The sequence below is a fragment of the Streptomyces sp. GL_140 genome, from assembly GCF_057834465.1.
In genome coordinates, this window is record NZ_CM174404.1 from 7,024,947 (window position 1) to 7,045,830 (window position 20,884).

Sequence of the window (20,884 nt, forward strand, 5' to 3'; positions counted from 1 at the left end):
CCCCGCATTCTGTGCGCGACCTGACGCATCGTCAATATCAATGGCAAGTAAAGTGACGGCCCGTCAAGTAACGATTGGGGCTGGTGGAGTGCGCGTGGGTGGCCGCCCGTCAGGACTGGTAGAGGGCCGCGACCTCCTTCGCGTAGGCCTTCTCTATCGCCCGCCGCTTCAGCTTCAGCGAAGGCGTCAGCAGACCCCGTTCCTCGGTGAACTGCTCGGCCAGCACCCGGAAGGTGCGGATCGACTCGGCCTGGGAGACCAGGGTGTTCGCCGCCACCACCGCCCGTCGGACCTCCGCCGTCAGGTCCGGGTCGAGCACCAGATCGGCCGCGGGCAGCTGCGGGCGGCCCCGCATCGCCATCCAGTGCGCGACCCCCTCCATGTCCAGGGTGAGCAGGGCGGCGATGAACGGCCGGTCGTTGCCCACCAGTACGCACTGGGAGACCAGCGGATGCGAACGGACCCGCTCCTCCAGTGCGGTCGGCGCCACGCTCTTGCCGTTGGAGGTCACCAGGATCTCCTTCTTGCGCCCGGTGATCGTCAGGTACCCGTCCTCGTCCAGGCGCCCCAGGTCCCCGGTCGCCAGCCAGCCGTCCTGCAGGACGGCGTCCGTACCGCGCGGATCGTTGAGGTACCCGGCGAAGATGTGGCGGCCGCTGAGCCACACCTCCCCGTCCTCGGCGATGTGCACCGTGCTGCCGGGGATCGGCCGGCCGACGGTGCCGTACTTCGTGGCCCCGGGCGGATTCGCCGTGGCCGCGGCGCAGGACTCCGTGAGCCCGTACCCCTCGAACACCGTGATCCCGGCGCCGTCGAAGAACAGCCCGAGCCGGCGCGACATCGCCGAGCCGCCGGACATGGCGTGGCGCACCCTGCCGCCCATCGCCTCGCGGACCTTGCCGTAGACCAGCTTCTCGAAGAGCTGGTGCTCCATGCGCAGTTTGGTCGAGGGGCCGCCCCCGATGCCGAAGGCCTTGTGCTCGCGCGCCTCCGCGTACCGCACGGCCACGTCCACCGCGCGGTCGAAGGGCCCGGTCCGGCCCTCCGCCTCGGCCTTGCGGCGGGCGGCGGCGAAGACCTTCTCGAAGACGTACGGGACCCCGAGCACGAAGGTCGGCCGGAACGCGGCGAGGTCCGGCAGCAACTCGGCCGCGGCCAGCACCGGTTGGTGACCGAGCTTCACGCGGGAGCGGACGGCCGCCACCTCCACCATCCGCCCGAAGACGTGCGCGAGCGGAAGGAACAGCAGGGTGGAGGGCTGCTCGCCGGGTCCGGCCCGGAACACGGACTCCCAGCGGCTGACCATGGTGTCGGCCTCGAACATGAAATTGCCGTGGGTCAGCACGCACCCCTTGGGGCGGCCGGTGGTCCCCGAGGTGTAGATGACGGTGGCCGTCGCGTCGGGGGTCACCGCGCCCCGGTGCCGGTGCACGACGTCCTCGGCGACCTGGAGCCCGTCCCGTACGAGATCCTCCACCGCGCCCGCGTCGAGCTGCCAGAGCCGGCGCAGCCGCGGCAGCCGCTCGATCACCGACCCGACCGTCATCGCCTGGTCCTCGTCCTCGACCACGCAGGCCGTGCACTCGGAGTCGTACAGGATCCAATGCACCTGCTCCGCCGAGGAGCTGGGGTAGACGGGCACCGGCTGGGCGCCGATCGCCCACAGCGCGAAGTCGAACAGGGTCCACTCGTACCGGGTGCGGGACATGATCGCGACCCGGTCCCCGAACCGGATTCCCTGGGCCAGCAGCCCCTTCGCGAGCGCCAGCACCTCGTCGGCCAGCTCGCGGGAGGTCACGTCCCCCCAGACCCCGTTCGTCTTGTGCCCGAGCACCACCCGGTCCGGGTCCTGCCGGGCATGCTGGAAGACCACGTCGGCCAGCCCGCCGACCGGCGCGCCCGTGAGCACGGATGGGACGCTGAACTCGCGCAAAGCCCGCTCCTCTCCCCGCGGCTACGCCCCGCGCGGCGCCGTGACGCTACCCCACGCGAGAGTTCCGCGGGGGGTAGTCCGCACATCCGTTGCGAACACATCACCACTGGTCAGGGCGGTGTCCACAGGGGCCGGGGAGGCGGCCGGCCGATCTCCACGAGATCTGCGCGAGCCGCGCACCGGGACTTCATGCGGGGTCCCTGCGGGGGTGGGCGGGCTGGGTGGTCGGGCCGGGTGGTCGGGCCGGGTGGGGGAGCCCGGTGGGGAACCGGTCGGGCCGGGTGGGGCGGTCAGGCCAGTCGGGGCGGGGCGGTCAGGCCCGACCGGGTGGGGAGGTCAGGCCGGGCGGCTGAGGCGGTCGCCGCCCGCGAGGACGGCGGCGGCCAGGGCCTCCGAGGCCGGGGTCGGGCGCCGGCCCTGGAGCAGCGCGAACTCCACCGGCCCCAGCTCCGGCAGCCCGCCGACGCGGACCAGACCCGGCGGGATCAGCCCCCGGGTGTGGGCCATCACGCCCAGGCCCGCCCGCGCCGCCGCGATCAGACCGCTCAGGCTGCCGCTCGTACAGGCGATCCGCCACGGCCGGCCGTCCGCCTGCAACACGTCCAGCGCCCGGGCCCGGGTGATGCCCGGCGGCGGGAAGACGATCAGCGGAACCGGCCGGTCCGGATCGACCCGCAGCCCCTCAGCCCCGATCCACACCATCCGGTCCCGCCACACCAGCCGGCCCCGCTCGTCCCCGTCCCCGCGCCGCTTGGCCAGTACGAGGTCCAGCCGTCCCGCGTCCAGCTGCTCGTGCAGGGTCCCCGACAGCTCCACCGTGAGCTCCAGCTCCACCTCGGGGTGCTCCTGCCGGAACCCCTCCAGGATCTCCGGCAGCCGGGTCAGCACGAAGTCCTCGGAGGCGCCGAAGCGCAGCCGGCCCCGGATCCGGGTGCCCGTGAAGAACGCCGCCGCGCGCTCGTGCGCCTCCAGGATCCTGCGGGCGAAGCCGAGCAGGGCCTCGCCGTCCTCCGTGAGCTCCACGCTGTGGGTGTCGCGGAGGAAGAGCGGCCGGCCGGTGGCCTCCTCCAGCCTCCGTACGTGCTGGCTGACCGTGGACTGCCGGACGCCGAGCCGCGCCGCGGCCTGCGTGAAGCTCAGGGTCTGCGCGACGGTGAGGAAGGTGCGCAGCTGAACGGGGTCGTACATGCCGTCCAGCCTAGGGCTGCGGGCTGCGCTTATCGAGTTTCGTGATGGCAGTCAGTGCAGTGTGCAGGTTTCCCGATCGCCGTCGGCCGCCGAGGATGGGAAGGGCCCGGGCCGTCCGGACCGGCCCCCTCCGTATCCGACCAGAGCAAGTGAGCACCCCATGCCCCGCCGCCCGCACCTTCCCGCCTGGCTCCCCGTGGACCCGTTCATCCTGGGCCTGCTCGCAACGGTCGGGCTCGCGGCCCTGCTCCCGGCCCGCGGCGCGGCCGCCTCCGTGGCCGAGGGCGCCTCCACCGGGGCGGTGGCCCTGCTCTTCTTCCTCTACGGTGCCCGGCTCTCCACCCGCGAGGCCCTCGACGGCCTGCGCCACTGGCGGCTCCACCTCACCGTCCTGGCCTGCACCTTCGTCCTCTTCCCGCTCCTCGGCCTCGCCGCCCACGCCCTGGTCCCCACCCTCCTCGCGCCCCCGCTCTACAGCGGCCTGCTCTTCCTCTGCCTGGTCCCCTCCACCATCCAGTCCTCGATCGCCTTCACCTCGATCGCCCGGGGCAACGTCCCCGCCGCGATCTGCGCCGGTTCCTTCTCCAGCCTCCTGGGCATCTTCCTCACCCCGGTCCTCGCCGCCGTCCTGCTCGGCGGCGGCGCGGGCGGGTTCTCCCTCGACTCCGTGCTGAAGATCGTTCTGCAGCTCCTCCTGCCCTTCGTCGTCGGCCAGGTCCTGCGCCCCTGGGTCGGGGGCTTCCTGGTCCGGAACAAGAAGGTGCTGGGCTACGTGGACCGCGGCTCGATCCTGCTCGTCGTCTACACCGCCTTCAGTGCGGGCATGGTCGCCGGGATCTGGCACCAGGTCAGCGTCCCGCGCCTCGGCGCGCTGATGGTGGTGGAAGCGGTGATCCTCGCCGTCATGCTGCTGGTCACCTGGTACGGGGCGAAGCGCCTCGGATTCGACCGCGGCGACCGGATCGCCATCCAGTTCGCCGGGTCCAAGAAGAGCCTGGCCGCCGGACTCCCCATGGCCAGCGTGCTGTTCGGACCGCAGGCGAGCCTCGCCGTGCTGCCGCTGATGCTCTTCCACCAGATGCAGCTGATGGTCTGCGCGGTCCTGGCCCGCCGCCGCGCGCAGGACCCCCGGGCCGGTGAACCGGCCGAAGCCGCCGAACTCGCGGCCGACCGTGTGGCGGAGGTCTCCCGTACCGCTCAACACCCCGCCCCGCAGGCCCGGTAACGTGCGGCGGTGACCTGGATACGCCCGCTCTCCGCCAACGCCCCGCGACCCTGCACCCTGGTGGTCTGCCGCGGCTGCTGCTGCGGGGACCCCCGCAAGAACCCCGGCACCGACCACGCGGGTCAGCTGGCCCGGCTGCGCGAGGCCGCCGCGGCCTCCGAGGGGCGCCTGGCCGTCCGTACGACCGATTGTCTCGGTCCGTGCGCACAGGCCAACGTGATCGTCGTGCAGCCCACCACGGAAGCCCGCCGCCGGGGCGCCCGCGCGGCCTGGTTCGGCTGGGCCCTGGACGACACCGCCACCGACGAGATCATCGCCTGGGCCGAATCGGGCGGCCCCGGCACCACCCCGGTCCCGGCGACCCTCGACCTCCACCGCATCGATCCCCCGGCCCCGAAGGCCTCGGCTCCGGCCTCGCGGCGGGGCCGCCGGGGGCGCTGACGCGCCCCGATCAAGGCGCGGTAAGGGGGGAAGGGGGTGCGGGGCCGTGGGCGTCAGAGCGAGGAAACAACCGCTTCTTCTAGCTTCGGGGTGTCAGTCGAACCCCCCACGGCAAGGAGCTCCTCCATGAAGATCAGCAAGCGCATCGCCGTCACCTCGGCCGTCCTCCTCCTCGGCACCCTCGTACTCGGCGGCGGGGTCGCCAACGCGGCCGACGGCGGTGGCCACGGCGGTGGCAAGGCCTCGCTGCAGAAGACGGTCCAGGCAGCCCCGGGCACCGACCACGTGGCGGCCGAGAAGATCGAGCCCGCCCCCGCGGCCGCCCCGCCCCCGCGTCGGCCTCACCCCTCCAGGACGATCCGCTCCTCGCCCGCGTAGATGTTCATGTTCCCGCCCCGCAGGAACCCGACCAGCGTCAGTCCCGACTCCCGCGCCAGGTCCACCGCCAGCGAGGACGGCGCCGACACGGCCGCCAGGACGGGGATGCCCGCCATGACCGCCTTCTGCGCGAGCTCGAAGGAGGCCCGGCTGGACACCAGGAGCACCGAGCCCGCCAGCGGCAGCAGACCGGCCTGGAGCGCCCGCCCGACGACCTTGTCCACCGCGTTGTGGCGACCCACGTCCTCCCGGGCGTCGAGCAGCTCGCCCTGCGCCGAGAACAGCCCGGCGCCGTGCAGCCCGCCCGTGCTGTCGAAGACCTTCTGCTCCGCGCGCAGCCGCTGGGGCAGAAGCCCGAGCAGCCGCGCGGGGATCCGTACGGGATCGTCCGCGAGCCCCGGGTACCGGGTCGCCGTGCGCACCGCGTCCAGGCTGGCCTTACCGCACAGGCCGCACGAGGAGGTGGTGTAGACGTTGCGCTCCAGCGTGATGTCGGGCACCGGAACGCCGGCGGCCAGTTGTACGTTCACCACGTTGTAGGTGTTGGTTCCGTCCTCGGCCGCGCCCTCGCAGTAGGTCACGGCCTGGACGTCCGATGCGCGGGCGAGCACGCCCTCGCTCGCCAGGAAGCCCACGGCGAGAGCGAAATCATCGCCCGGGGTGCGCATCGTGATCGCCAGCGGTTTGCCGTTCAGCCTTATTTCCAGGGGCTCCTCGGCCACCAAGGTGTCCGCCCGGGTGCCCGCGACGCCGTTCCGGATCCGGACGACACGACGGCGTTCGGTGACCCGTCCCATGTGATCAGCCCACCTGTTCCGTCTTCGTCCTATGCCTGAGGACCCCATTCTCCCGGATCCGCTTCGGGCCCCGTCCCGGCTGGACGATCCTCGGGAAGCTCCAAATTCAGGGCACTGAATCCTGTCGGGTCACGCGCCCTCGTACCCACCGGTAGCAGGCAAAGCTGGAACATCCTGACTGCCTTACAAGGGGGGACCCCGCCCATGACCGGTTCACGCGTGGTGGCGCTAGGGCACTACCAGCCCGCGAAAGTGCTGACCAACGAGGACCTCGCGGCCATGGTGGACACCAACGACGAGTGGATCCGGTCCCGCGTCGGGATCAAGACCCGCCACATCGCAGGTCCCGAAGAGCCCGTGGACGAGCTGGCCTACCAGGCCGCAGGCAAGGCCCTCGCGAGCGCCGGCATGAGCCCGGACGACATCGACCTCGTCCTCGTCGCCACCTCGACCGCCATCGACCGTTCCCCCAACATGGCCGCGCGCGTCGCGGCCAAGCTGGGCATGGGCGCCAGCCCCGCGGTCATGGACATCAACGTCGTCTGCTCGGGCTTCACGCACGCCCTGGCCACCGCCGACCATGCGATCCGGGCCGGCGCCGCCACCCGTGCCCTGGTCATCGGTGCGGACAAGATGACCGCGATCACCGACTGGACCGACCGCACCACCTGCGTCCTCACGGGCGACGGAGCCGGTGCGGCCGTGGTCGAGGCCAGCGCCGAACCCGGCATCGGCCCGGTCCTGTGGGGCTCGGTCCCCGAGATGGGCCACGCGGTCCGCATCGAGGGCTCGCCGCCGGTCTTCGCACAGGAGGGCCAGTCCGTCTACCGCTGGACCACCAGCCAGCTCCCGCCGCTCGCCCGCAAGGTCTGCGAGAAGGCCGGGGTCACCCCCGAGGAGCTGGCCGCGGTCGTCCTCCACCAGGCGAACCTGCGGATCATCGAGCCGCTCGCGGCCAGGATCGGCGCCGTCAACGCCGTCGTGGCCCGCGATGTAGTCGACTCCGGCAACACCTCGGCCGGCTCCATCCCGATGGCCCTGTCCAAGTTGGTCGAGCGCGGCGAGATCCCCTCCGGGGCCCCGGTCCTGCTCTTCGGCTTCGGCGGCAACCTGTCCTACGCGGGCCAGGTCATCCGCTGCCCGTAGCCCCGGCGCCGGCTCCGGCCGAGCCCCGCGGCTCCTCGGGAGCCACCCCGGCGGGGGTGGCTCCCGAGGGCCTCCGCCCCCAGCTCCGGGCCTCCGCCGTCAGCGAGGCCAGGAGCACCAGCACCAGCCCGGTCAGCTGCCAGGCGCCGCCGAGCCGCATCCCCGCCGCCGCGGTACCCAGTACGGGCACCACCGCGAGCGCGCGGAACCGTACCGGCCGGATCCCCAGCACCAGCCGGAAGGCGACGTCCCCGGCCAGGTAGCAGGCGACCCCGCCCGCGAGGGCGAAGGCGGGCCCGGCGGGCAGCTGCTCGCCCAGGTGCCCGATGCTCTTCTTCACACCCGCCGAGAACCCCGCGATGCCCAGCAGCATCGGGATGAAGGCGTAGTAGTACGCGCGCAGCGCCATCTTGAAACGCCGGTCGGTGGGGGTGTTCGCGAAGACGTGCTCGGCGCGGCCCTCGTCGCGCACGAAGTACATCCACCACAGGGTGGCCCCCACGGTCAGCGCCAGGAAGGCGCCCCCGGCGATCCCGAAGGTCAGCGGCAGCGAGCCCACCCCGATGCCGATCGCGATCACCGACTCGCCGAACACGATGATCAGCAGCAGCCCGTGCCGCTCCACGAAGTGCGCGGCGCCGATCCCGCCGAGCTGGTCGTCCATGGTGGTCCCGGCGGCGGCCTCGGCCCCGCCCGCCGCCGCCCAGCGCGAGATGACGGGGGTGGCGAACTGGAAGACCAGCGCCAGCCCCCACAGGCCCAGGTTCGCGGGCCCGTCGAACAGCCCGGCGGCCGTCACCGTCAGGGCGGACAGCCCGTTGGGCAGCGCGAACCAGAGCACGCTACGCCCGTAGGCCTGGCTGTACAGGACGCTGTGCATCACCACGACCACGAAGTAGCCGAGCCCGAAGGCCACCCCGCCGTCCCCGAAGGCGGTCGGCACGGCCAGCGCGCACACCAGGAAGGCGCCCATCGCGAGCAGGATCAGGATCCGCCGCCCGGGCCGGTCCGGCGGCACCTGGTTGGTCAGGTACGCGTAGGCGCCGTACATCCAGAACAGCACCGTGAAGATCAGCAGCACCCGCCCGGCGCCCCGCAGCGTGAGGTCGTCGGAGAACAGCACCGTCAGCTGGGTGATCGTGAAGACGAAGACGAGGTCGAAGAAGAGCTCCAGCGTGCTGACGCGATGCTCGGTTTCCATGTGTGGTTCCCCCCTGTGATCGAACATGCGGCGCCCATCCGACCGCCTGGGAACCCCGGTGTCCAGCCGGTATCAGAATCCGGGAGCCCTCAGGGGACATCAGGCCGCAGGGGTAAGCGGATCCCGGCCGAAGGCCTGACGGATCCACGGGCACCGGCCCGGAGGATGGAACCACGCAATCGGCGAGCAACCCGAGCAAGCAGACCAATGGGAGCGAACGCCGCATGAGCCGCAAGACCATCGTCCTGGCCACCGCCGGAGTCGTCGTCGCACTCGGGGCCGCCCGGACTGGTTCCCCAAGGACGCCCGGGACCGGGCGACCCTGCGCTGCGGCACGTACTACGGCTACCAGGACGGCGACACGCTCTACGCCTGGCAGCACGGCGACGACCTGCTGAACGGCGTGCGGGCAACGCCGACGCCCAGGCTTTCGAGACGGATCGTCTCGCGGCGCCTGCGGGCCCGCCCCCGGACATGCCCGCAGGTCAGCGCGGCGCGTCGAACTCGGACCCGACGAAATACCTGGTCGGAACCCCGCCGAACCTTTGCTATTGTTGTCCATGTCGCCGCGGGAAACCGGGGCCGACCACCTGGTCCGGGTGGCGGAATGGCAGACGCGCTAGCTTGAGGTGCTAGTGCCCTTTATCGGGCGTGGGGGTTCAAGTCCCCCCTCGGACACAAAAGACCGGAAGGTCGCTCTGGCCCCCTGCGAACAGCAGGGGGCCAGAGCTGTTTCCACGGTCCGGCGGCCTGGCGGTCCGGCGGTCCGTCCATCTGCGCACCCGTGGATCCGTGGTCCGTGGGTGCGCGGATGCGTGGGTGGGGCCCGTGGGGGAGGAGCCGTTACGCGACCGGCTGCTGCTGGGTCACGCAGTGGATGCCGCCGCCGCCACCGCCCAGGCTGTCGATGTTGAGCTGCTCGATGACCCGGCCCGGGAAGACCCGCTGGAGGGTGGCCTTGGCCGCCGCGTCGGCGCTGGTGTCACCGAACTGCGGGGAGATGACCGCGCCGTTGCACACGTAGTAGTTGGCGTACGCGCCGACGAAGTCGGGGTTGGTGGAGCGGATCTTGTTGTAGTCGGGGCCCTGGAGCTTGGTGACCGCGACCGTGTGGCCCTGTGCGTCGACGGTGGTGGACAGGATCTGGTACTGCGCGCGTGCGTCGTTGGACCAGGCGTCGGTGTCGCTCGCGAGCGGCATCTGCACCAGGCCCGCCCCTTCGGCGAGGAAGCGGGACGTGGCGTCGACGTGGTCGTCGGTGATGTCCTTGCCCAGGACGCCCTTGAACCAGACGACCTTGGACGCGCCGAAGGCTGCGCACAGCGCGGCCTCCAACTGCGCCTGCGTCTTACCGGGGTTGCGGTTGGAGTTGATGAGGGAGCTGCGGGTGGCCATGAGCGTGCCGGCGCCGTCCGTCTCCACCGCGCCGCCCTCGCCGACGAACCCGGCGGCACTGAAGGGAACTCCGGCGTAGGCCGCGATGCGGCCGGCGACCAGGGCGTCCTTGGCGTGGGTCTGCTTGTTGCCCCAGCCGTTGAAGTTGGTGCCGATCGCGTCCAGGCCGCCCGCCCCGTCGGTACGGAACACCGGGCCGGTGTCGCGCATCCAGCAGTCGTCGACCGGGATCGTGCTGATGACGGTGACCGCCGACCCGCAGGCGCTCTTCGCCTTGGCGACGCTCGCGGGGTTGGCACACATCACGACCGGCTCGTACTTCGCGATGGTCTTCGCGATGAGGCCTATGTTCGCCTGGACACCCGAGAGCTTGTTGCCCCAGATGGCAGAGCTGTCGGGCCACGCCATCCAGGTCCGGGTGTGCCGGACGGTGTCGATCGGGACGGCGAAGCCCCCCGAGGCGGCGGCCGAGGGGCGGACGGCCGCGAAGGCCTGCCCGCCGATCGACGCCAGCGCGGCGCCGGCGGCCGTGAGGCCCGCCGCCGCGAGGAAACCTCTTCTGTCCAGGGTCCGTACGACGTGCTCGTTCATCTCTGATCTCCGATCAGTCATGCGTGGATGCGCGAATGCGTGCAGTGGTGAACCGATGGGCCGTGGGCGCCGACGCGCCCACGGCCCCCCTCACAGGGCGCGGCGCGCGGCGGCGATGCTCCGCGGGTCCCACCCCGGGCGGGGTACGGACTCCAGGAGCAGGCGCGTGTAAGGGTGCTGGGGGTCGGCGAGTACCTGTGCCGTGGGACCCGCCTCGACGATCCGGCCGTGCCGCATGACGATCACGTCGTCGGTGACACAGCGCACTACGCCGAGGTCGTGGGTGATGAACAGGTAGCCGATGCCGGTCTGTTCGCGGATGTCGAAGAGCAGGTTGAGGATCTGCGCCTGCACCGAGACGTCCAGGGCGGCGACCGCCTCGTCGAGGACGAGGACGGACGGCTCGACCGCCAGCGCGCGGGCGATCGCCACACGCTGGCGCTGTCCGCCCGACAGCTGCCGGGGCAGTGCGTCGGCCTCGCGTGCTCCGAGGCCGACCTGGTCGAGCAGTTCGGTGATCCGGCCGGTGTGGTCGGTGCCGGGGAAGTGCAGCTTGAGGGTTTCGAGGATCGCCCCGCCCACGGTGATGCGGGGATCCAGGGACAGGAAGGGGTCCTGGAAGACCATCTGGATCTCGCGGGCCCGCTCCAGGCGACGCGCCTTGCCGCGCCGGTGTTCCGTCCGGTCACGGCCGTTGATCTCGACCCGGCCGCTGTCGGCGGTCTCCAGACCGACGACGATGCGGGCGGTGGTCGTCTTGCCCGACCCCGATTCGCCGACGATCCCGAGGGAGCCGCCTTCGGACAGCTGGAACGACACGTCGTCCACGGCCCGGACGCTCCCGTAGGAGCGGTGCAGGCCCGAGACCTCCAGAACGGTCTTCGTCGTGGTCGTCATGGGTGGAGTTCCTTCCGTTCCTTCGCCGCGACCTCGTCGCTGTGGTGGCAGGAGACGAGCCGGGCCGGCTCGGTGACCAGGGGGAGCAGCTCGGGCGCCTCCTGCCTGCACACATCGGTCGCGAACACGCAGCGCGCGGCGAACGGGCAGCCCGTGAGCTCCTCGCGCAGGCTCGGCGGCCGGCCCTCGATGGCGGCGAGCCGCCCCCGGGGTCCGTCCAGCCGCGGGGTGGAGTTCAGGAGCGCCACCGTGTACGGGTGGCGCGGCCGGTTGAACAGGTCGTCGGCGGAGCCCGTTTCGACGATCCGGCCCGCGTACATCACGTACACGCGGTCGCTGATCGCGGCGGCCAGACCGAGGTCGTGCGTGACGAACAGCAGCCCGGTGCCGAAGCGTTCGCGCAGATCACCGAGGAGGGCGACCACCTCGGCCTGCGTGGTGACGTCGAGCGCGGTGGTGGGCTCGTCCGCGAGGATCAGGGCGGGATCGCCCATCAACGCGGCCGCGATCATGACCCGTTGCAGCATGCCGCCGGAGAGCTGTCCGGGGTACTTGCGCAGGGACGCACCGGTGAGGCCGACGGCCTCCAGCATCGTCACCGCCCGCTCCTCGGCGGCGTCCTTGGCCATCTTGGCGTTGAGCCGCATGCTCTCGGTGAGGAAGTCGCCGACGCGCCGCATCGGGTTGATGGCCGCCCGGGGATCCTGGAAGATCATGGCCGCGGTGCTGGTGCGCAGTACGCGCAGCTGCGCCGGGGTCATCGTCAGCACGTCGTCGCCGAGGACCCGTACCGCGCCCTCCGTCCGGGCCCCTTCGGGCAGCAGCCGCAGCACGCTGCGCGAGGTCAGGGACTTGCCCGAGCCGGACTCGCCGACCAGGGCCACCGTCTCGCTGGCGCCGACGGCGAGGTCGACCCCGTCGAGGACGGGCCGGACGGCGTTCGGCAGGTGCAGCCGGAGTCCCTGGATGTCCAGGCTCCTGGTGTCGGGTGTGGTCATCGGTCCCTCCTGGCGACCTTGTCGGCCCAGCGCTCGCCGACCACGTTGAAGGCGACCACGGTGAGCACGATGGCCACGCACGGCACGATCGCCGAGAGCGGGTAGCCGGACTGGATGGCGACGTTGCCGTCGAAGACCATGCGGCCCCAGTCGGGGGTCAGGGCGGGTACGCCCAGCCCGAGGAAGGACAGGCCCGCCAGGTCGATCAGGGCGTAGCCGAAGTTGATCGTGGACTGGGCCAGCACGACGGGTGCGATGCCGGGGATGACGTGGCGCAGACAGATCTGCAGCCCCGAGTGGCCCTGTACCCGGTACGCCTCCACGTACGGGCGAGCGCGCTCGGCCAGTACGAGGGAGCGGGTGAGCCGGCTGACGTAGGGGAGGTAGGCGATCGCCAGGGCGATGACGGGGGCCAGCAGCCCTTCGCCGTAGACAGAGACGATCAGGATGGCCAGCAGCATGCCGGGGAAGGCGAAGACCAGCTCGGTGCTGCGGGAGAGCACCGAGTCGAGCCAGCCGCCCCGCCAGGCGGCGGTGGTGCCGATCGCGACACCGGCCAGGGTGGAGAAGACGACCACGCCGAGCGGGCCGAGCAGCGAGGTGCGGGCTCCCAGGACCAGCCGGGACAGGGTGTCCCGGCCGGAGGCGTCGACCCCGAGGAGATGGTCGGCGGAGGGTCCCGCGAGGGCGTTGCCCAGGTCGATGGCGTTGGGATCGTAGGGGGCGATCCAGGGGGCGAACACCGCGACGATCACGAGGACGGCGACGAAGCCCATGCAGAGCAGGGAGAGGGGGGAGCGGGAGGTCCGGATCCGGGACAGGCCCGGCCGGCGCACCAGGACGGAACTCACGCGGCCTTCTTCGCGGGGCCGAGGGCGACCCGGGGGTCGACCAGGGGATGGAGCAGGTCCACGACGAGGTTCACCGTCATGAACAGCGCGACCATGATGAGGGAGATGGCCTGCACGGTGGGGAAGTCCTTGGTCGTGGTGGACAGTTCGAGGAGCTGGCCGATGCCGCCCACACTGAAGGCCGACTCCACCAGGACGGTGCAGACCAGCAGTGTGGAGACGATCAGCCCGCCCGTGGTGAGCACGGTGCCCAGCGCGTTGCGGAACACGTGGCGCCGGATGACCTGGCTCTCGGAGACGCCCCGGCTGCGGGCGACCGTGACGTGCTCCTGGCCCAGGACGTCGAGCATGGCGGCCCGGGTGACCCGGGCGAGCATGCCGATCAGGTAGAGCGCCAGCGCGACGGCCGGCAGGGTCAGGTGCCACAGCATCGAGAGGAACCCGTCACCGGTGCCCCCGGTGGGGAACCAGTGCAGGGTCACCGCGAACAGGCCCTGGAGCATGACCGCGGCGACGAACGAGGGGGTTCCGATGGCGAAGGTGGTGGTCACCAGGATCGCCGAGTCGGTCTTCCCGCCGCGGACGGCGCCGATCCAGCCGAGGATCAGGCCGAACACGAGGACCAGTACCAGCGCCATCGTGATCAGCATCAGGGTGTTGGGCAGCCGGTCGGCCAGCAGCCGCGACACGTCGGTGCGGTAGGTGATCGAGCGGCCGAAGTCGCCGTGCAGCACCTGGCCGAGCCAGCGCCCGTAGCGGACCACGAACGGGTCGTCCAGGTGGTAGTGCTCGTTGATCGCTTGCAGGGCCTCCGGGGAGGCCGACCGGCCGCCCAGGAGGAAGCTCGCCGGGTTGCCCGGGGCCAGGTACAGGGCGCCGAAGATGATGAAGGAGGCCGCGAGCAGGGTGGCTGCCATCTCGGCCAGCCGCCGTACGGCGAAGCGGAGGAAACTCATCGCGCGGCCGCCCCGACGTCCGCGGCCCACGGGTAGTACAGGTAGGAGATGGTGGTCGGTGCGCCGGTGATCCGCTTGTTCAGGAAGACGGCGGTCGGCCACTCGGCGACCGGGATCCACAGCAGCTGGTCGGCCGCCTTCTTCTGCAGCTCGACGGCGGCGGAGAAGCGCTTGGCCGGGTCGTACTCGGCGCGGGCCTTGTCGGCGAGCGAGTCGTAGGCCTCGTCGCTGTAGCCGGCGTAGTTCTGGTAGGCCCCGGTCTGGAAGTTGCTCAGCAGGTCCATCGGGTCGGTGATGGAGTCGTAGTACGTCTCCGGGAACATGTCCAGGCCCTCGCGCGCCTTGGGGTCGGTGAACAGCGAGGTGAAGGCGTTGGGGGCGATGGTCTTCAGCTCGACCTTCAGCCCGATCTTGGTGCCGGCGTCCTGGACCGCGGTGGCCAGCAGGGAGACGTCCTGGCCGATCGAGCTGGTGGCGATGGTGACCGTCTTGCCGGTGGCACCCGCCTCCTCGATCATCTTCTTGGCCGCCTCGATGTTCTGGTCGGCCGAGGGGAGCCCGTCGAAGGCGGCCTTCTTGAGGTTCTCGGGGGCCGTGGCCCAGACGCCCTTGGTGGTGAGCGAGGTGGTGACGGTGCCCGCGCCGCCCAGGCCCGCCTTGACGAAGCCGCGGCGGTCCAGCGCCAGGGACAGGGCCCGGCGGACGCGGACGTCGCCGAGGGCGCCCTTCATGCTGGTGACGTTGACGTTGACCGTGCTGAGGCCCTCGCCGAAGTAGAGCGTGCCCGCACCGCTCTTGCGCAGCCGGTCGTAGCTCTCGGTGGGGATCAGATAGCCGCCGTCGGCCTCGCCGTTGAGCATGGCGTTGGTCCGGGCGGAGGGGTCGGTCAGGAAGGTGAAGAGGGCCTTCTTGGACTTGGCCTTGGTGCCCCAGTAGTCGTCGAAGCGCTGGAGCTCGATCGACTGGCCCTTGTTCCAGGTGCCCAGCTTGAAGGGGCCCGTGCAGTCCAGGCTGCCGGCGGTGCCGTAGTTCTGGCCCGCCTTCTCCACGCCGGCCTTCGAGGCCACCACGCCGGCGGCCGTCGCCATGTACTGCGGGAACTGCGAGTCGGGCTCCTTCAGCTTGACCGTGACCTGGAGCGGTCCGGTCTTCTGGATGGACTCGACGTTGGCGAAGTTGCTGTTCCAGGCGGCCCCGAGGTCGGGGTTCATCTGGCGGCCGAGGCTGAAGACCACGTCGTCGGCGGTCATCGTGCCGCCGTCGTGGAACTTCACGTTCGGGCGCAGATCGTAGACCCAGGTCAGCGGGGTGGAATTGGTGGCCTTCTCGGCCAGCCCCGGAGCCATGGTGAGCTGCGGGGTCCACTTCATCAGGCTTTCGCAGACGTTCGACAGGATCGTGTTCTGCGGGTAGTCGAAGGCCGAGATGTAGTCCAGCGTGGGGGGCTCCGCGTAGAGCGCCCAGGTGAAGGAGTCCAGCTCACCGGCGGCGGCCGGGGTACCGGCGGACAGCTTGAAGGCCGTGTCGTTCGCGGGCGCGCCGCCCTTCGGCGGCCCGGAACAGGCGGCCACCAGGCTGATGGCGGCCAGGGCCGCGACGGGCAGCGCGTACCGGCGCCGGGCGGAGCGGGTACTGGCGGACCCGGTGCCGGCGGACTGGCCGCGCGCGGAGCTGGCGGCGCTGGACCAGGGCAGGGATCTGGGCATCGGTGCTCTCTCTTCCATGCTGGGCGGGGGAGGTACGGGCCGGGCGGCCGACTGGGACGAGGAGGGGAACTCGGGTGCGGGCCGCCGGCCCGTGCGCGGCGAAGGGGGTGAGCCGGTCAGGCGGTGCGGTGGGCGGAGGGTACCTGCTGGGTGATGCAGTGGATGCCGCCGCCGCCCCACGCGACCACGCGCGTGCGGACCCCGACGACCTTGCGGCCCGGCAGCGCGGCCGCGATGACCGCGAGGGCGCCCTCGTCCTCGGGGGTGTCGGCGACCGGTACGACGACCCCGCCGTTGGCGACGTAGAAGTTCATGTAGCTGACCTCCGTCTCCCGGCCGTCGACCTCGACGAGGTTGCTCTGCGGCAGGTCGATGATCTCGAGCGGGCGCCCGGCTGCGTCGGTGGCCGACTCCAGGACGGCGCGGTTCACACGCATGCGCTCGTAGTCGGGGTGGGCGGGGTCGCTCGGTACCGAGATGATCACCTTGCCGGGGGCGACGAAGGCGCAGACGCCGTCCACGTGACCGTCGGTCTCGGTGTCCAGCAGACCGCCGTACGGCAGCCAGATCACCTTGGTGACACCGAGGCGGGCGATCAGCTCGGCCTCGATCTCCTCCTTGGTCATGTCCGGGTTGCGGTTCGGGTGCAGCAGGCACTGCTCGGTGGTGATCAGGGTGCCCTCGCCGTCCACGGTGATCGCCCCGCCCTCGAGGATCATCCGGGAGTCGATGCGGTCCACGCCGAAGTGGTCGAGCAGGGCGCCGGCGATCTTGTCATCGGTGTCGTAGGGGGAGTGCTTGCCGCCCCAGGCGTTGAAGCGGAAGTCCACGCCCGCCCGCTCGCCGTTCTCGTCGAGGACGAAGATCGGGCCGGAGTCGCGGAACCAGGAGTCGTCGATCGGGAGCTCGATCACGGTGACGCCCGCGCCGCACAGCGCGCGGGCCTCGTCGCCACTGCCGGGCACGGCGACCATGGTGACCGGCTCGAATTCGGCGATCGTCGTGGCGACCTGGGCGTACTCGGCCTTGACCTCGTCGAAGACGTCGCCCCACAGCTCCTGCCGTGTCGGCCAGGCCATCAGGCAGCCTTCGTGGTCGGTCCACTCGGCCGGCATCCGGAAGGTAGTCATGATCTCTCCTGTTTGAAAATTTAGTCAGTCTTCGCGCCGAGGACATGCCGTCGCCGCGGCCAAGAGGTGTGATGATGTGCCCGCATCCTCCACCGAACTGAAAATTCAGTCAATGGTTCTGGCCAAGCTGATGCGGAATCGGCCACACCGGGTCTCGTGTGGGCCGATCTCACCCCCTCGTCCCGAGGCGGGACGAGGGGGTGGGGGGCTTCCGAATGCGCATGATCGCGACATATTCACCGGAAATATTGCCCCTGATGTTACGGTCAGGAAAAAGCCCCAGGTGGCGGACCCGACGGGTAGAGTGACCCTTCGTGTCAGACCGTCGAACAGAAATACTCAGAGCCGCCACGCGAGTGATCGCGCGACGCGGCGTGCGCGGGCTCCGCGTGGGGGAGCTGGCAGCCGAGGCGGGCGTGTCCACCTCGCTGATCTACTACCACTTCACCGACCGCGCGGGGATCCTGCGCCGGACCCTGGAGTTCATCAGCGACCGCGCCGAGCGCTACACCGCCGAGCGCGAAGCAGGCCTGGACGAGCCCGAGAGCCCCCGCGCAGAGCTGACGCAGGTCCTGCTCCTCGAGCTCCAGGACACCCCGGAGGTCCGCGAGAACAGCACGGCCTGGGGCGAGCTCAGGGCGAGCGCCGTGTTCGACGCCGACCTGCGCGAGGACGTCGCGAAGGCCACGCACAGCTGGGTCCACGAGATCTCCTACCTCCTGGCCCAGGCCCGGCCCACCGGCACCGCCCCGCAGCATGCGGCCGCCGCCGAACGGCTGACCGCCCTGCTCGAAGGCCTCAGCGTGCGCTGGCTCAGCGGCTCCCTGCCCCTGGAGCACGCGCGCAGGCTCCTCGCCGACGCGATCGACACGGAGCTGGACGTCTAGTGTCCGCAAGCGACCGTCCGGTCACAGTGCTGAGCCTGCTCGACGCCCTGGACCCGGCCTGCGACCCCGAGCGGGCGGCCCGGTTCGGCGCGCAGGCGCACCGGATCCTGGCCGAGCTGGTGGCCCAGGGAGCGGCCCTGGGCTGGGTCGAGCCGCCCGGGCCCGAAGAGGTCACGGAGCTGCTCGAACGCCTCGTAGCCGCCGTACGGGCCGGGGACGCGGCCCTGCGCGCCGCCTACCTCGGCCCCCGGCTCGTCGGGCTGGGGTACTGGCAGCGCTACGCCCGCCCCACCCACCGGCCGCACGCGGACCTGGAGAAGATCGCGGTCGCCCCCGGGATCCACGGCCGCGGCATCGGCCGGGCGCTGACGGCCGCACTGATCGAGGACGCCCGGACGGCCGGCATCGAGGTCCTCACCCTGGACGCGCGCGGGGACAACGAGCGCGCCCTGGGGCTCTACGCCTCGCTGGGCTTCACCGAGTACGGGCGGCTGCCCGACTTCGTGGCCGTCGGCGAACGCCGGTACGACAAGGTGCTCTGCATGCTGGACTTCCGCCGGACCCTGTAGGGATTTTGGGCGTGCCGTCGTCCAAGTGGGGCCTCAGCAGCCCCACTCGGACGAACAGGCCTAGAGGAAGTACAGGCGGCTGAGCGAGATGGAATCGGCCGGCTCGGACACCAGCGGTTCGCCGTCGAGCGAGACCAGACCCGTACCGGGGTGCACGTCGACGCTGCCCGTACGGGCGTTGCGGAGCATGTCCTTCGGTCCGATGCCCCGGGTCCCGCGGACCGCGACGCGGCGCCGCCGGGTGGGCATCAGGTCACCGTTCTGGACGGCAGCCTCCGCGACGAACGCCACGGATATGTCGGCCGCGGTGGCCCCGTACGAGCCGAACTGCGGCCCGAGGACCAGCGGTTCGCAGCGGTCCGTGGAGGCGTTCGGATCGCCGGTCACCCCGTAGGCCGGGAAGCCGCCCTTGAGTACCAACTGGGGCTTGGCGCCGAAGTACTGGGGCCACCACATGACGAGGTCCGCGAGCTTGCCGACCTCGATCGAGCCGACCTCGTGCGACAGGCCGTGTGCGATGGCCGGGTTGATGGTCAGCTTGGCCATGTAGCGCAGCACGCGCTCGTTGTCGTCGCCGCTCTGCGCCGTGCCGTACGAACCCTCGCCGTCCAGCGGCCCGAGCTCGGTCTTCATCTTCCCGGCCATGGCGAAGGTGCGGCGTACGGTCTCGCCCGCGCGGCCCATGCCCTGGGCGTCGGAGGAGGTGATCCCGATGACCCCGAGGTCGTGCAGGATGTCCTCCGCGCCCATGGTGCCGGCGCGGATCCGGTCGCGGGCCATGGCCGCGTCGCCGGGCAGGTCGACCTTGAGGTCGTGGGCCGAGAAGATCATGCCGAAGTGCTCGCCCAGCGCGTCCCGGCCGAAGGGCAGGGTCGGGTTGGTGGAGGAGCCGATGACGTTGGGGACGCCGGCCATCTTGAGGACGTTGGGGACGTGTCCGCCGCCGCAGCCCTCGATGTGGAAGGCGTGGATGGTCCGGCCGTCCAGGACGCGCAGGGTGTCCTCGACGGAGAGGCACTCGTTCAACCCGTCGGTGTGCAGCGCGACTTGGACGTCGTGCTCCTCGGCCACGCGCAGGGCGGTGTCCAGGGCGCGGGTGTGCGCGCCCATGTCCTCGTGGACCTTGAAGCCGCTGGCGCCGCCCTCGGCCAGGGCCTCGATCAGCGGGGCCGGGTCCGAGGAGGAGCCGCGGGCGAGGAAGCCGATGTTGACGGGCCAGGCGTCGAAGGCGTTGAAGGCGTGCTTCAGCGCCCAGGGGGAGTTGACGCCGACCGCCCAGACCGGGCCGAACTCCTGGCCGATGATCGTGGTCACACCGGACGCCAGCGAGGCCTCCATGATGCGCGGCGACAGCAGGTGCACGTGGGTGTCGATGGCACCGGCGGTGACGATCATGCCCTCGCCGGAGACGATCGTGGTGCCGGTACCGACGACCACGTCCACCCCGTCGAGGGTGTCGGGGTTGCCGGCCCGGCCGATCGCGTGGATGCGGCCCTCGCGGATGCCGATGCTGGTCTTGCGGATGCCGAGGACGGCGTCGATGACCAGGGCGTTGCTGATGACGATGTCGCAGGTGTCGCGGACGGCGGCGGCCTTGAGGTGCAGGCCGTCGCGGGCGGTCTTGCCGAAGCCGGCCAGGAACTCGTCGCCGGGCTTCTGGGAGTCGGACTCCACGCGCACGATGAGCCCGGAGTCGCCGAGCCGGATCCGGTCCCCGGCCCTGGGGCCGTGGACCGCCATGTAGTCGTGCGGATCGGTGCTGTCGGCCGGGGCGGCGCCCGGACGGCCGTGGCAGCCCGCCGAGTCGAAGACGCTGGCGCTCATGACTGCTGCTCCTCCTGGTATTCGGTGAGGTACCCCGTGGCACGGGCCTTGGCCAGGGCGGCCTCGCGGGCGCCGGGCGCGTCCAGGGGGCCGTCGACCAGCCCCGCGAAACCGATGGCGACGCGTGCCCCGCCGATGGGTACGAGCTCCACCTCCACCGAGGCCCCGACGTCGAAGCGGACCGAGGAGCCCGCCGGTACGGAGAGCCGGGAGCCGTAGGCCGCACCTCGGTCGAAGGCGAGGCGCGGGTTCGTCTCGAAGAAGTGGAAGTGCGAGGTGACGCTGATCGGCACGCTGGAGGTGTTGCGCACGCGCAGCCGGATCGTTGCCCCGGCCGGCTCGTAGCCCGCGCCGTCCCCGGGCAGCCCGGCGCCCGGGGCGTCGGCCCCGAGCGAACCCTCCTGCCGGAAGGGGTCGTCGATGACGCAGAGCCGCGTGCCGTCGTCGAAGACGGCCTCGACCTGGATCGAGGTGACCACGTCGGGCACCCCGGGCAGTACCTCGTCGGCGCTCAGCACGTGGCGCCCCGCGGCGATCGCCTCGGCCAGCCTGCGGCCGTCCCGGGCCGCCTCGCACACGGTGTCGGTGATCAGCGCGGTCGCCTCGGGAACGTTGAGCTTCACGCCCCGGGCGCGTCGGGCCCGAGCCAGCTCGGCCGCCGTGAAGATCAGCAGCCGGTCCCGCTCGGTCGGTGTCAGTCGCATACGGCCTCATCTGTGAAGGGATCGGACGGCCGCGGGACGGCCCGCCGGCCGACCGGGTCCGGACGGG

The 20,884-nt window shown here is 71.4% G+C and carries 19 protein-coding genes and 1 tRNA gene; 7 read left to right on the forward strand and 13 right to left on the reverse strand.

Annotated elements, in window-relative coordinates:
* Positions 1 to 109: 109 nt before the first annotated feature.
* On the reverse strand, positions 110 to 1,933 hold the full coding sequence (locus tag AC3IYJ_RS32725; RefSeq protein WP_489398108.1) for an AMP-dependent synthetase/ligase: 1,824 nt from the start codon (positions 1,931 to 1,933) through the stop codon (positions 110 to 112).
* A 336-nt stretch (positions 1,934 to 2,269) separates the two neighbouring features.
* Positions 2,270 to 3,121, reverse strand: a complete 852-nt coding sequence (locus tag AC3IYJ_RS32730; protein WP_489398109.1) for a LysR substrate-binding domain-containing protein — start codon at positions 3,119 to 3,121, stop codon at positions 2,270 to 2,272.
* A gap of 160 nt (positions 3,122 to 3,281) precedes the next feature.
* Here AC3IYJ_RS32730 and AC3IYJ_RS32735 point away from each other — a divergent pair, with 160 nt between their 5' ends.
* The 3 genes from AC3IYJ_RS32735 to AC3IYJ_RS32745 all read left to right on the forward strand — a co-directional run bounded on the left by AC3IYJ_RS32735 (position 3,282) and on the right by AC3IYJ_RS32745 (position 5,165).
* Positions 3,282 to 4,346, forward strand: a complete 1,065-nt coding sequence (locus AC3IYJ_RS32735; RefSeq protein WP_489398110.1) for a bile acid:sodium symporter family protein — start codon at positions 3,282 to 3,284, stop codon at positions 4,344 to 4,346.
* 9 nt (positions 4,347 to 4,355) lie between these two features.
* Positions 4,356 to 4,787 carry a (2Fe-2S) ferredoxin domain-containing protein gene (locus AC3IYJ_RS32740; protein ID WP_489398111.1) on the forward strand — a complete coding sequence of 144 codons (432 nt, stop codon included), beginning with the start codon at positions 4,356 to 4,358 and terminating at the stop codon, positions 4,785 to 4,787.
* A 126-nt stretch (positions 4,788 to 4,913) separates the two neighbouring features.
* Positions 4,914 to 5,165: a hypothetical protein gene (locus AC3IYJ_RS32745; protein WP_489398112.1), complete on the forward strand. Its 252-nt coding sequence runs from the start codon at positions 4,914 to 4,916 to the stop codon at positions 5,163 to 5,165.
* Here AC3IYJ_RS32745 and fdhD read toward each other — a convergent pair.
* A complete protein-coding gene (fdhD, locus tag AC3IYJ_RS32750) occupies positions 5,129 to 5,962 on the reverse strand; it encodes a formate dehydrogenase accessory sulfurtransferase FdhD (RefSeq protein ID WP_489398113.1) in 834 nt (277 codons plus the stop codon). The genes AC3IYJ_RS32745 and fdhD overlap by 37 nt on opposite strands.
* A 204-nt stretch (positions 5,963 to 6,166) precedes the next feature.
* Here fdhD and AC3IYJ_RS32755 point away from each other — a divergent pair, with 204 nt between their 5' ends.
* On the forward strand, positions 6,167 to 7,108 hold the full coding sequence (locus AC3IYJ_RS32755) for a beta-ketoacyl-ACP synthase III (RefSeq protein WP_489398114.1): 942 nt from the start codon (positions 6,167 to 6,169) through the stop codon (positions 7,106 to 7,108).
* On the opposite strand, the gene AC3IYJ_RS32760 is transcribed toward AC3IYJ_RS32755, so the two are convergent.
* Positions 7,092 to 8,309 carry a low temperature requirement protein A gene (locus tag AC3IYJ_RS32760; RefSeq protein WP_489398115.1) on the reverse strand — a complete coding sequence of 406 codons (1,218 nt, stop codon included), beginning with the start codon at positions 8,307 to 8,309 and terminating at the stop codon, positions 7,092 to 7,094. The two genes, AC3IYJ_RS32755 and AC3IYJ_RS32760, sit on opposite strands and share 17 nt — an antisense overlap.
* Positions 8,310 to 8,902: 593 nt before the next feature.
* Between AC3IYJ_RS32760 and AC3IYJ_RS32765 the strand changes: the two genes are divergently transcribed.
* Positions 8,903 to 8,987 (forward strand) — tRNA-Leu (locus AC3IYJ_RS32765).
* A 165-nt stretch (positions 8,988 to 9,152) separates the two neighbouring features.
* Here AC3IYJ_RS32765 and AC3IYJ_RS32770 read toward each other — a convergent pair.
* The 7 genes from AC3IYJ_RS32770 to AC3IYJ_RS32800 all read right to left on the reverse strand — a co-directional run bounded on the left by AC3IYJ_RS32770 (position 9,153) and on the right by AC3IYJ_RS32800 (position 16,833).
* The gene (locus AC3IYJ_RS32770; protein ID WP_489398116.1) at positions 9,153 to 10,295 is read right to left on the reverse strand and encodes an agmatine deiminase family protein; all 1,143 of its coding nucleotides are present in this window, start codon (positions 10,293 to 10,295) and stop codon (positions 9,153 to 9,155) included.
* A 90-nt stretch (positions 10,296 to 10,385) separates the two neighbouring features.
* Entirely contained in the window at positions 10,386 to 11,192 is an 807-nt protein-coding gene (locus AC3IYJ_RS32775) for an ABC transporter ATP-binding protein (RefSeq protein WP_489398117.1), read from the reverse strand.
* On the reverse strand, positions 11,189 to 12,190 hold the full coding sequence (locus AC3IYJ_RS32780) for an ABC transporter ATP-binding protein (protein ID WP_489398118.1): 1,002 nt from the start codon (positions 12,188 to 12,190) through the stop codon (positions 11,189 to 11,191). Before AC3IYJ_RS32780 ends, AC3IYJ_RS32775 begins: the two co-directional genes overlap by 4 nt.
* Positions 12,187 to 13,041, reverse strand: a complete 855-nt coding sequence (locus AC3IYJ_RS32785) for an ABC transporter permease (RefSeq protein ID WP_489398119.1) — start codon at positions 13,039 to 13,041, stop codon at positions 12,187 to 12,189. The genes AC3IYJ_RS32780 and AC3IYJ_RS32785 overlap by 4 nt, the downstream gene beginning before the upstream one ends.
* Positions 13,038 to 13,997, reverse strand: coding sequence for an ABC transporter permease (locus AC3IYJ_RS32790; RefSeq protein ID WP_489398120.1), 960 nt, complete (start codon positions 13,995 to 13,997; stop codon positions 13,038 to 13,040). Before AC3IYJ_RS32790 ends, AC3IYJ_RS32785 begins: the two co-directional genes overlap by 4 nt.
* On the reverse strand, positions 13,994 to 15,703 hold the full coding sequence (locus tag AC3IYJ_RS32795) for an ABC transporter substrate-binding protein (protein ID WP_489398121.1): 1,710 nt from the start codon (positions 15,701 to 15,703) through the stop codon (positions 13,994 to 13,996). Before AC3IYJ_RS32795 ends, AC3IYJ_RS32790 begins: the two co-directional genes overlap by 4 nt.
* 116 nt (positions 15,704 to 15,819) lie before the next feature.
* Positions 15,820 to 16,833, reverse strand: a complete 1,014-nt coding sequence (locus tag AC3IYJ_RS32800) for an agmatine deiminase family protein (protein WP_489398122.1) — start codon at positions 16,831 to 16,833, stop codon at positions 15,820 to 15,822.
* Between the two features lie 314 nt (positions 16,834 to 17,147).
* Here AC3IYJ_RS32800 and AC3IYJ_RS32805 point away from each other — a divergent pair, with 314 nt between their 5' ends.
* Positions 17,148 to 17,720, forward strand: a complete 573-nt coding sequence (locus tag AC3IYJ_RS32805; RefSeq protein WP_489398123.1) for a TetR/AcrR family transcriptional regulator — start codon at positions 17,148 to 17,150, stop codon at positions 17,718 to 17,720.
* Positions 17,720 to 18,289, forward strand: a complete 570-nt coding sequence (locus tag AC3IYJ_RS32810) for a GNAT family N-acetyltransferase (protein WP_489398124.1) — start codon at positions 17,720 to 17,722, stop codon at positions 18,287 to 18,289. Before AC3IYJ_RS32805 ends, AC3IYJ_RS32810 begins: the two co-directional genes overlap by 1 nt.
* Positions 18,290 to 18,349: 60 nt before the next feature.
* On the opposite strand, the gene AC3IYJ_RS32815 is transcribed toward AC3IYJ_RS32810, so the two are convergent.
* Entirely contained in the window at positions 18,350 to 20,029 is a 1,680-nt protein-coding gene (locus tag AC3IYJ_RS32815) for an urease subunit alpha (protein WP_489403004.1), read from the reverse strand.
* An 80-nt stretch (positions 20,030 to 20,109) separates the two neighbouring features.
* Positions 20,110 to 20,817 carry an urease subunit gamma gene (locus tag AC3IYJ_RS32820; RefSeq protein ID WP_489398125.1) on the reverse strand — a complete coding sequence of 236 codons (708 nt, stop codon included), beginning with the start codon at positions 20,815 to 20,817 and terminating at the stop codon, positions 20,110 to 20,112.
* Positions 20,818 to 20,884: the final 67 nt, after the last annotated feature.

What these genes read in the sequence shown, in the direction of transcription:
- AC3IYJ_RS32815 (WP_489403004.1), bottom strand. Translation starts at nt 20,029, where the DNA reads ATGGCGGTCCACGGCCCCAGGGCCGGGGACCGGATCCGGCTCGGCGAC.
- AC3IYJ_RS32735 (WP_489398110.1), top strand. Translation starts at nt 3,282, where the DNA reads ATGCCCCGCCGCCCGCACCTTCCCGCCTGGCTCCCCGTGGACCCGTTC.
- AC3IYJ_RS32800 (WP_489398122.1), bottom strand. Translation starts at nt 16,833, where the DNA reads ATGACTACCTTCCGGATGCCGGCCGAGTGGACCGACCACGAAGGCTGC.
- AC3IYJ_RS32730 (WP_489398109.1), bottom strand. Translation starts at nt 3,121, where the DNA reads ATGTACGACCCCGTTCAGCTGCGCACCTTCCTCACCGTCGCGCAGACC.
- AC3IYJ_RS32790 (WP_489398120.1), bottom strand. Translation starts at nt 13,997, where the DNA reads ATGAGTTTCCTCCGCTTCGCCGTACGGCGGCTGGCCGAGATGGCAGCC.
- AC3IYJ_RS32770 (WP_489398116.1), bottom strand. Translation starts at nt 10,295, where the DNA reads ATGAACGAGCACGTCGTACGGACCCTGGACAGAAGAGGTTTCCTCGCG.
- AC3IYJ_RS32760 (WP_489398115.1), bottom strand. Translation starts at nt 8,309, where the DNA reads ATGGAAACCGAGCATCGCGTCAGCACGCTGGAGCTCTTCTTCGACCTC.
- AC3IYJ_RS32755 (WP_489398114.1), top strand. Translation starts at nt 6,167, where the DNA reads ATGACCGGTTCACGCGTGGTGGCGCTAGGGCACTACCAGCCCGCGAAA.
- fdhD (WP_489398113.1), bottom strand. Translation starts at nt 5,962, where the DNA reads ATGGGACGGGTCACCGAACGCCGTCGTGTCGTCCGGATCCGGAACGGC.
- AC3IYJ_RS32780 (WP_489398118.1), bottom strand. Translation starts at nt 12,190, where the DNA reads ATGACCACACCCGACACCAGGAGCCTGGACATCCAGGGACTCCGGCTG.
- AC3IYJ_RS32775 (WP_489398117.1), bottom strand. Translation starts at nt 11,192, where the DNA reads ATGACGACCACGACGAAGACCGTTCTGGAGGTCTCGGGCCTGCACCGC.
- AC3IYJ_RS32820 (WP_489398125.1), bottom strand. Translation starts at nt 20,817, where the DNA reads ATGCGACTGACACCGACCGAGCGGGACCGGCTGCTGATCTTCACGGCG.
- AC3IYJ_RS32745 (WP_489398112.1), top strand. Translation starts at nt 4,914, where the DNA reads ATGAAGATCAGCAAGCGCATCGCCGTCACCTCGGCCGTCCTCCTCCTC.
- AC3IYJ_RS32795 (WP_489398121.1), bottom strand. Translation starts at nt 15,703, where the DNA reads ATGCCCAGATCCCTGCCCTGGTCCAGCGCCGCCAGCTCCGCGCGCGGC.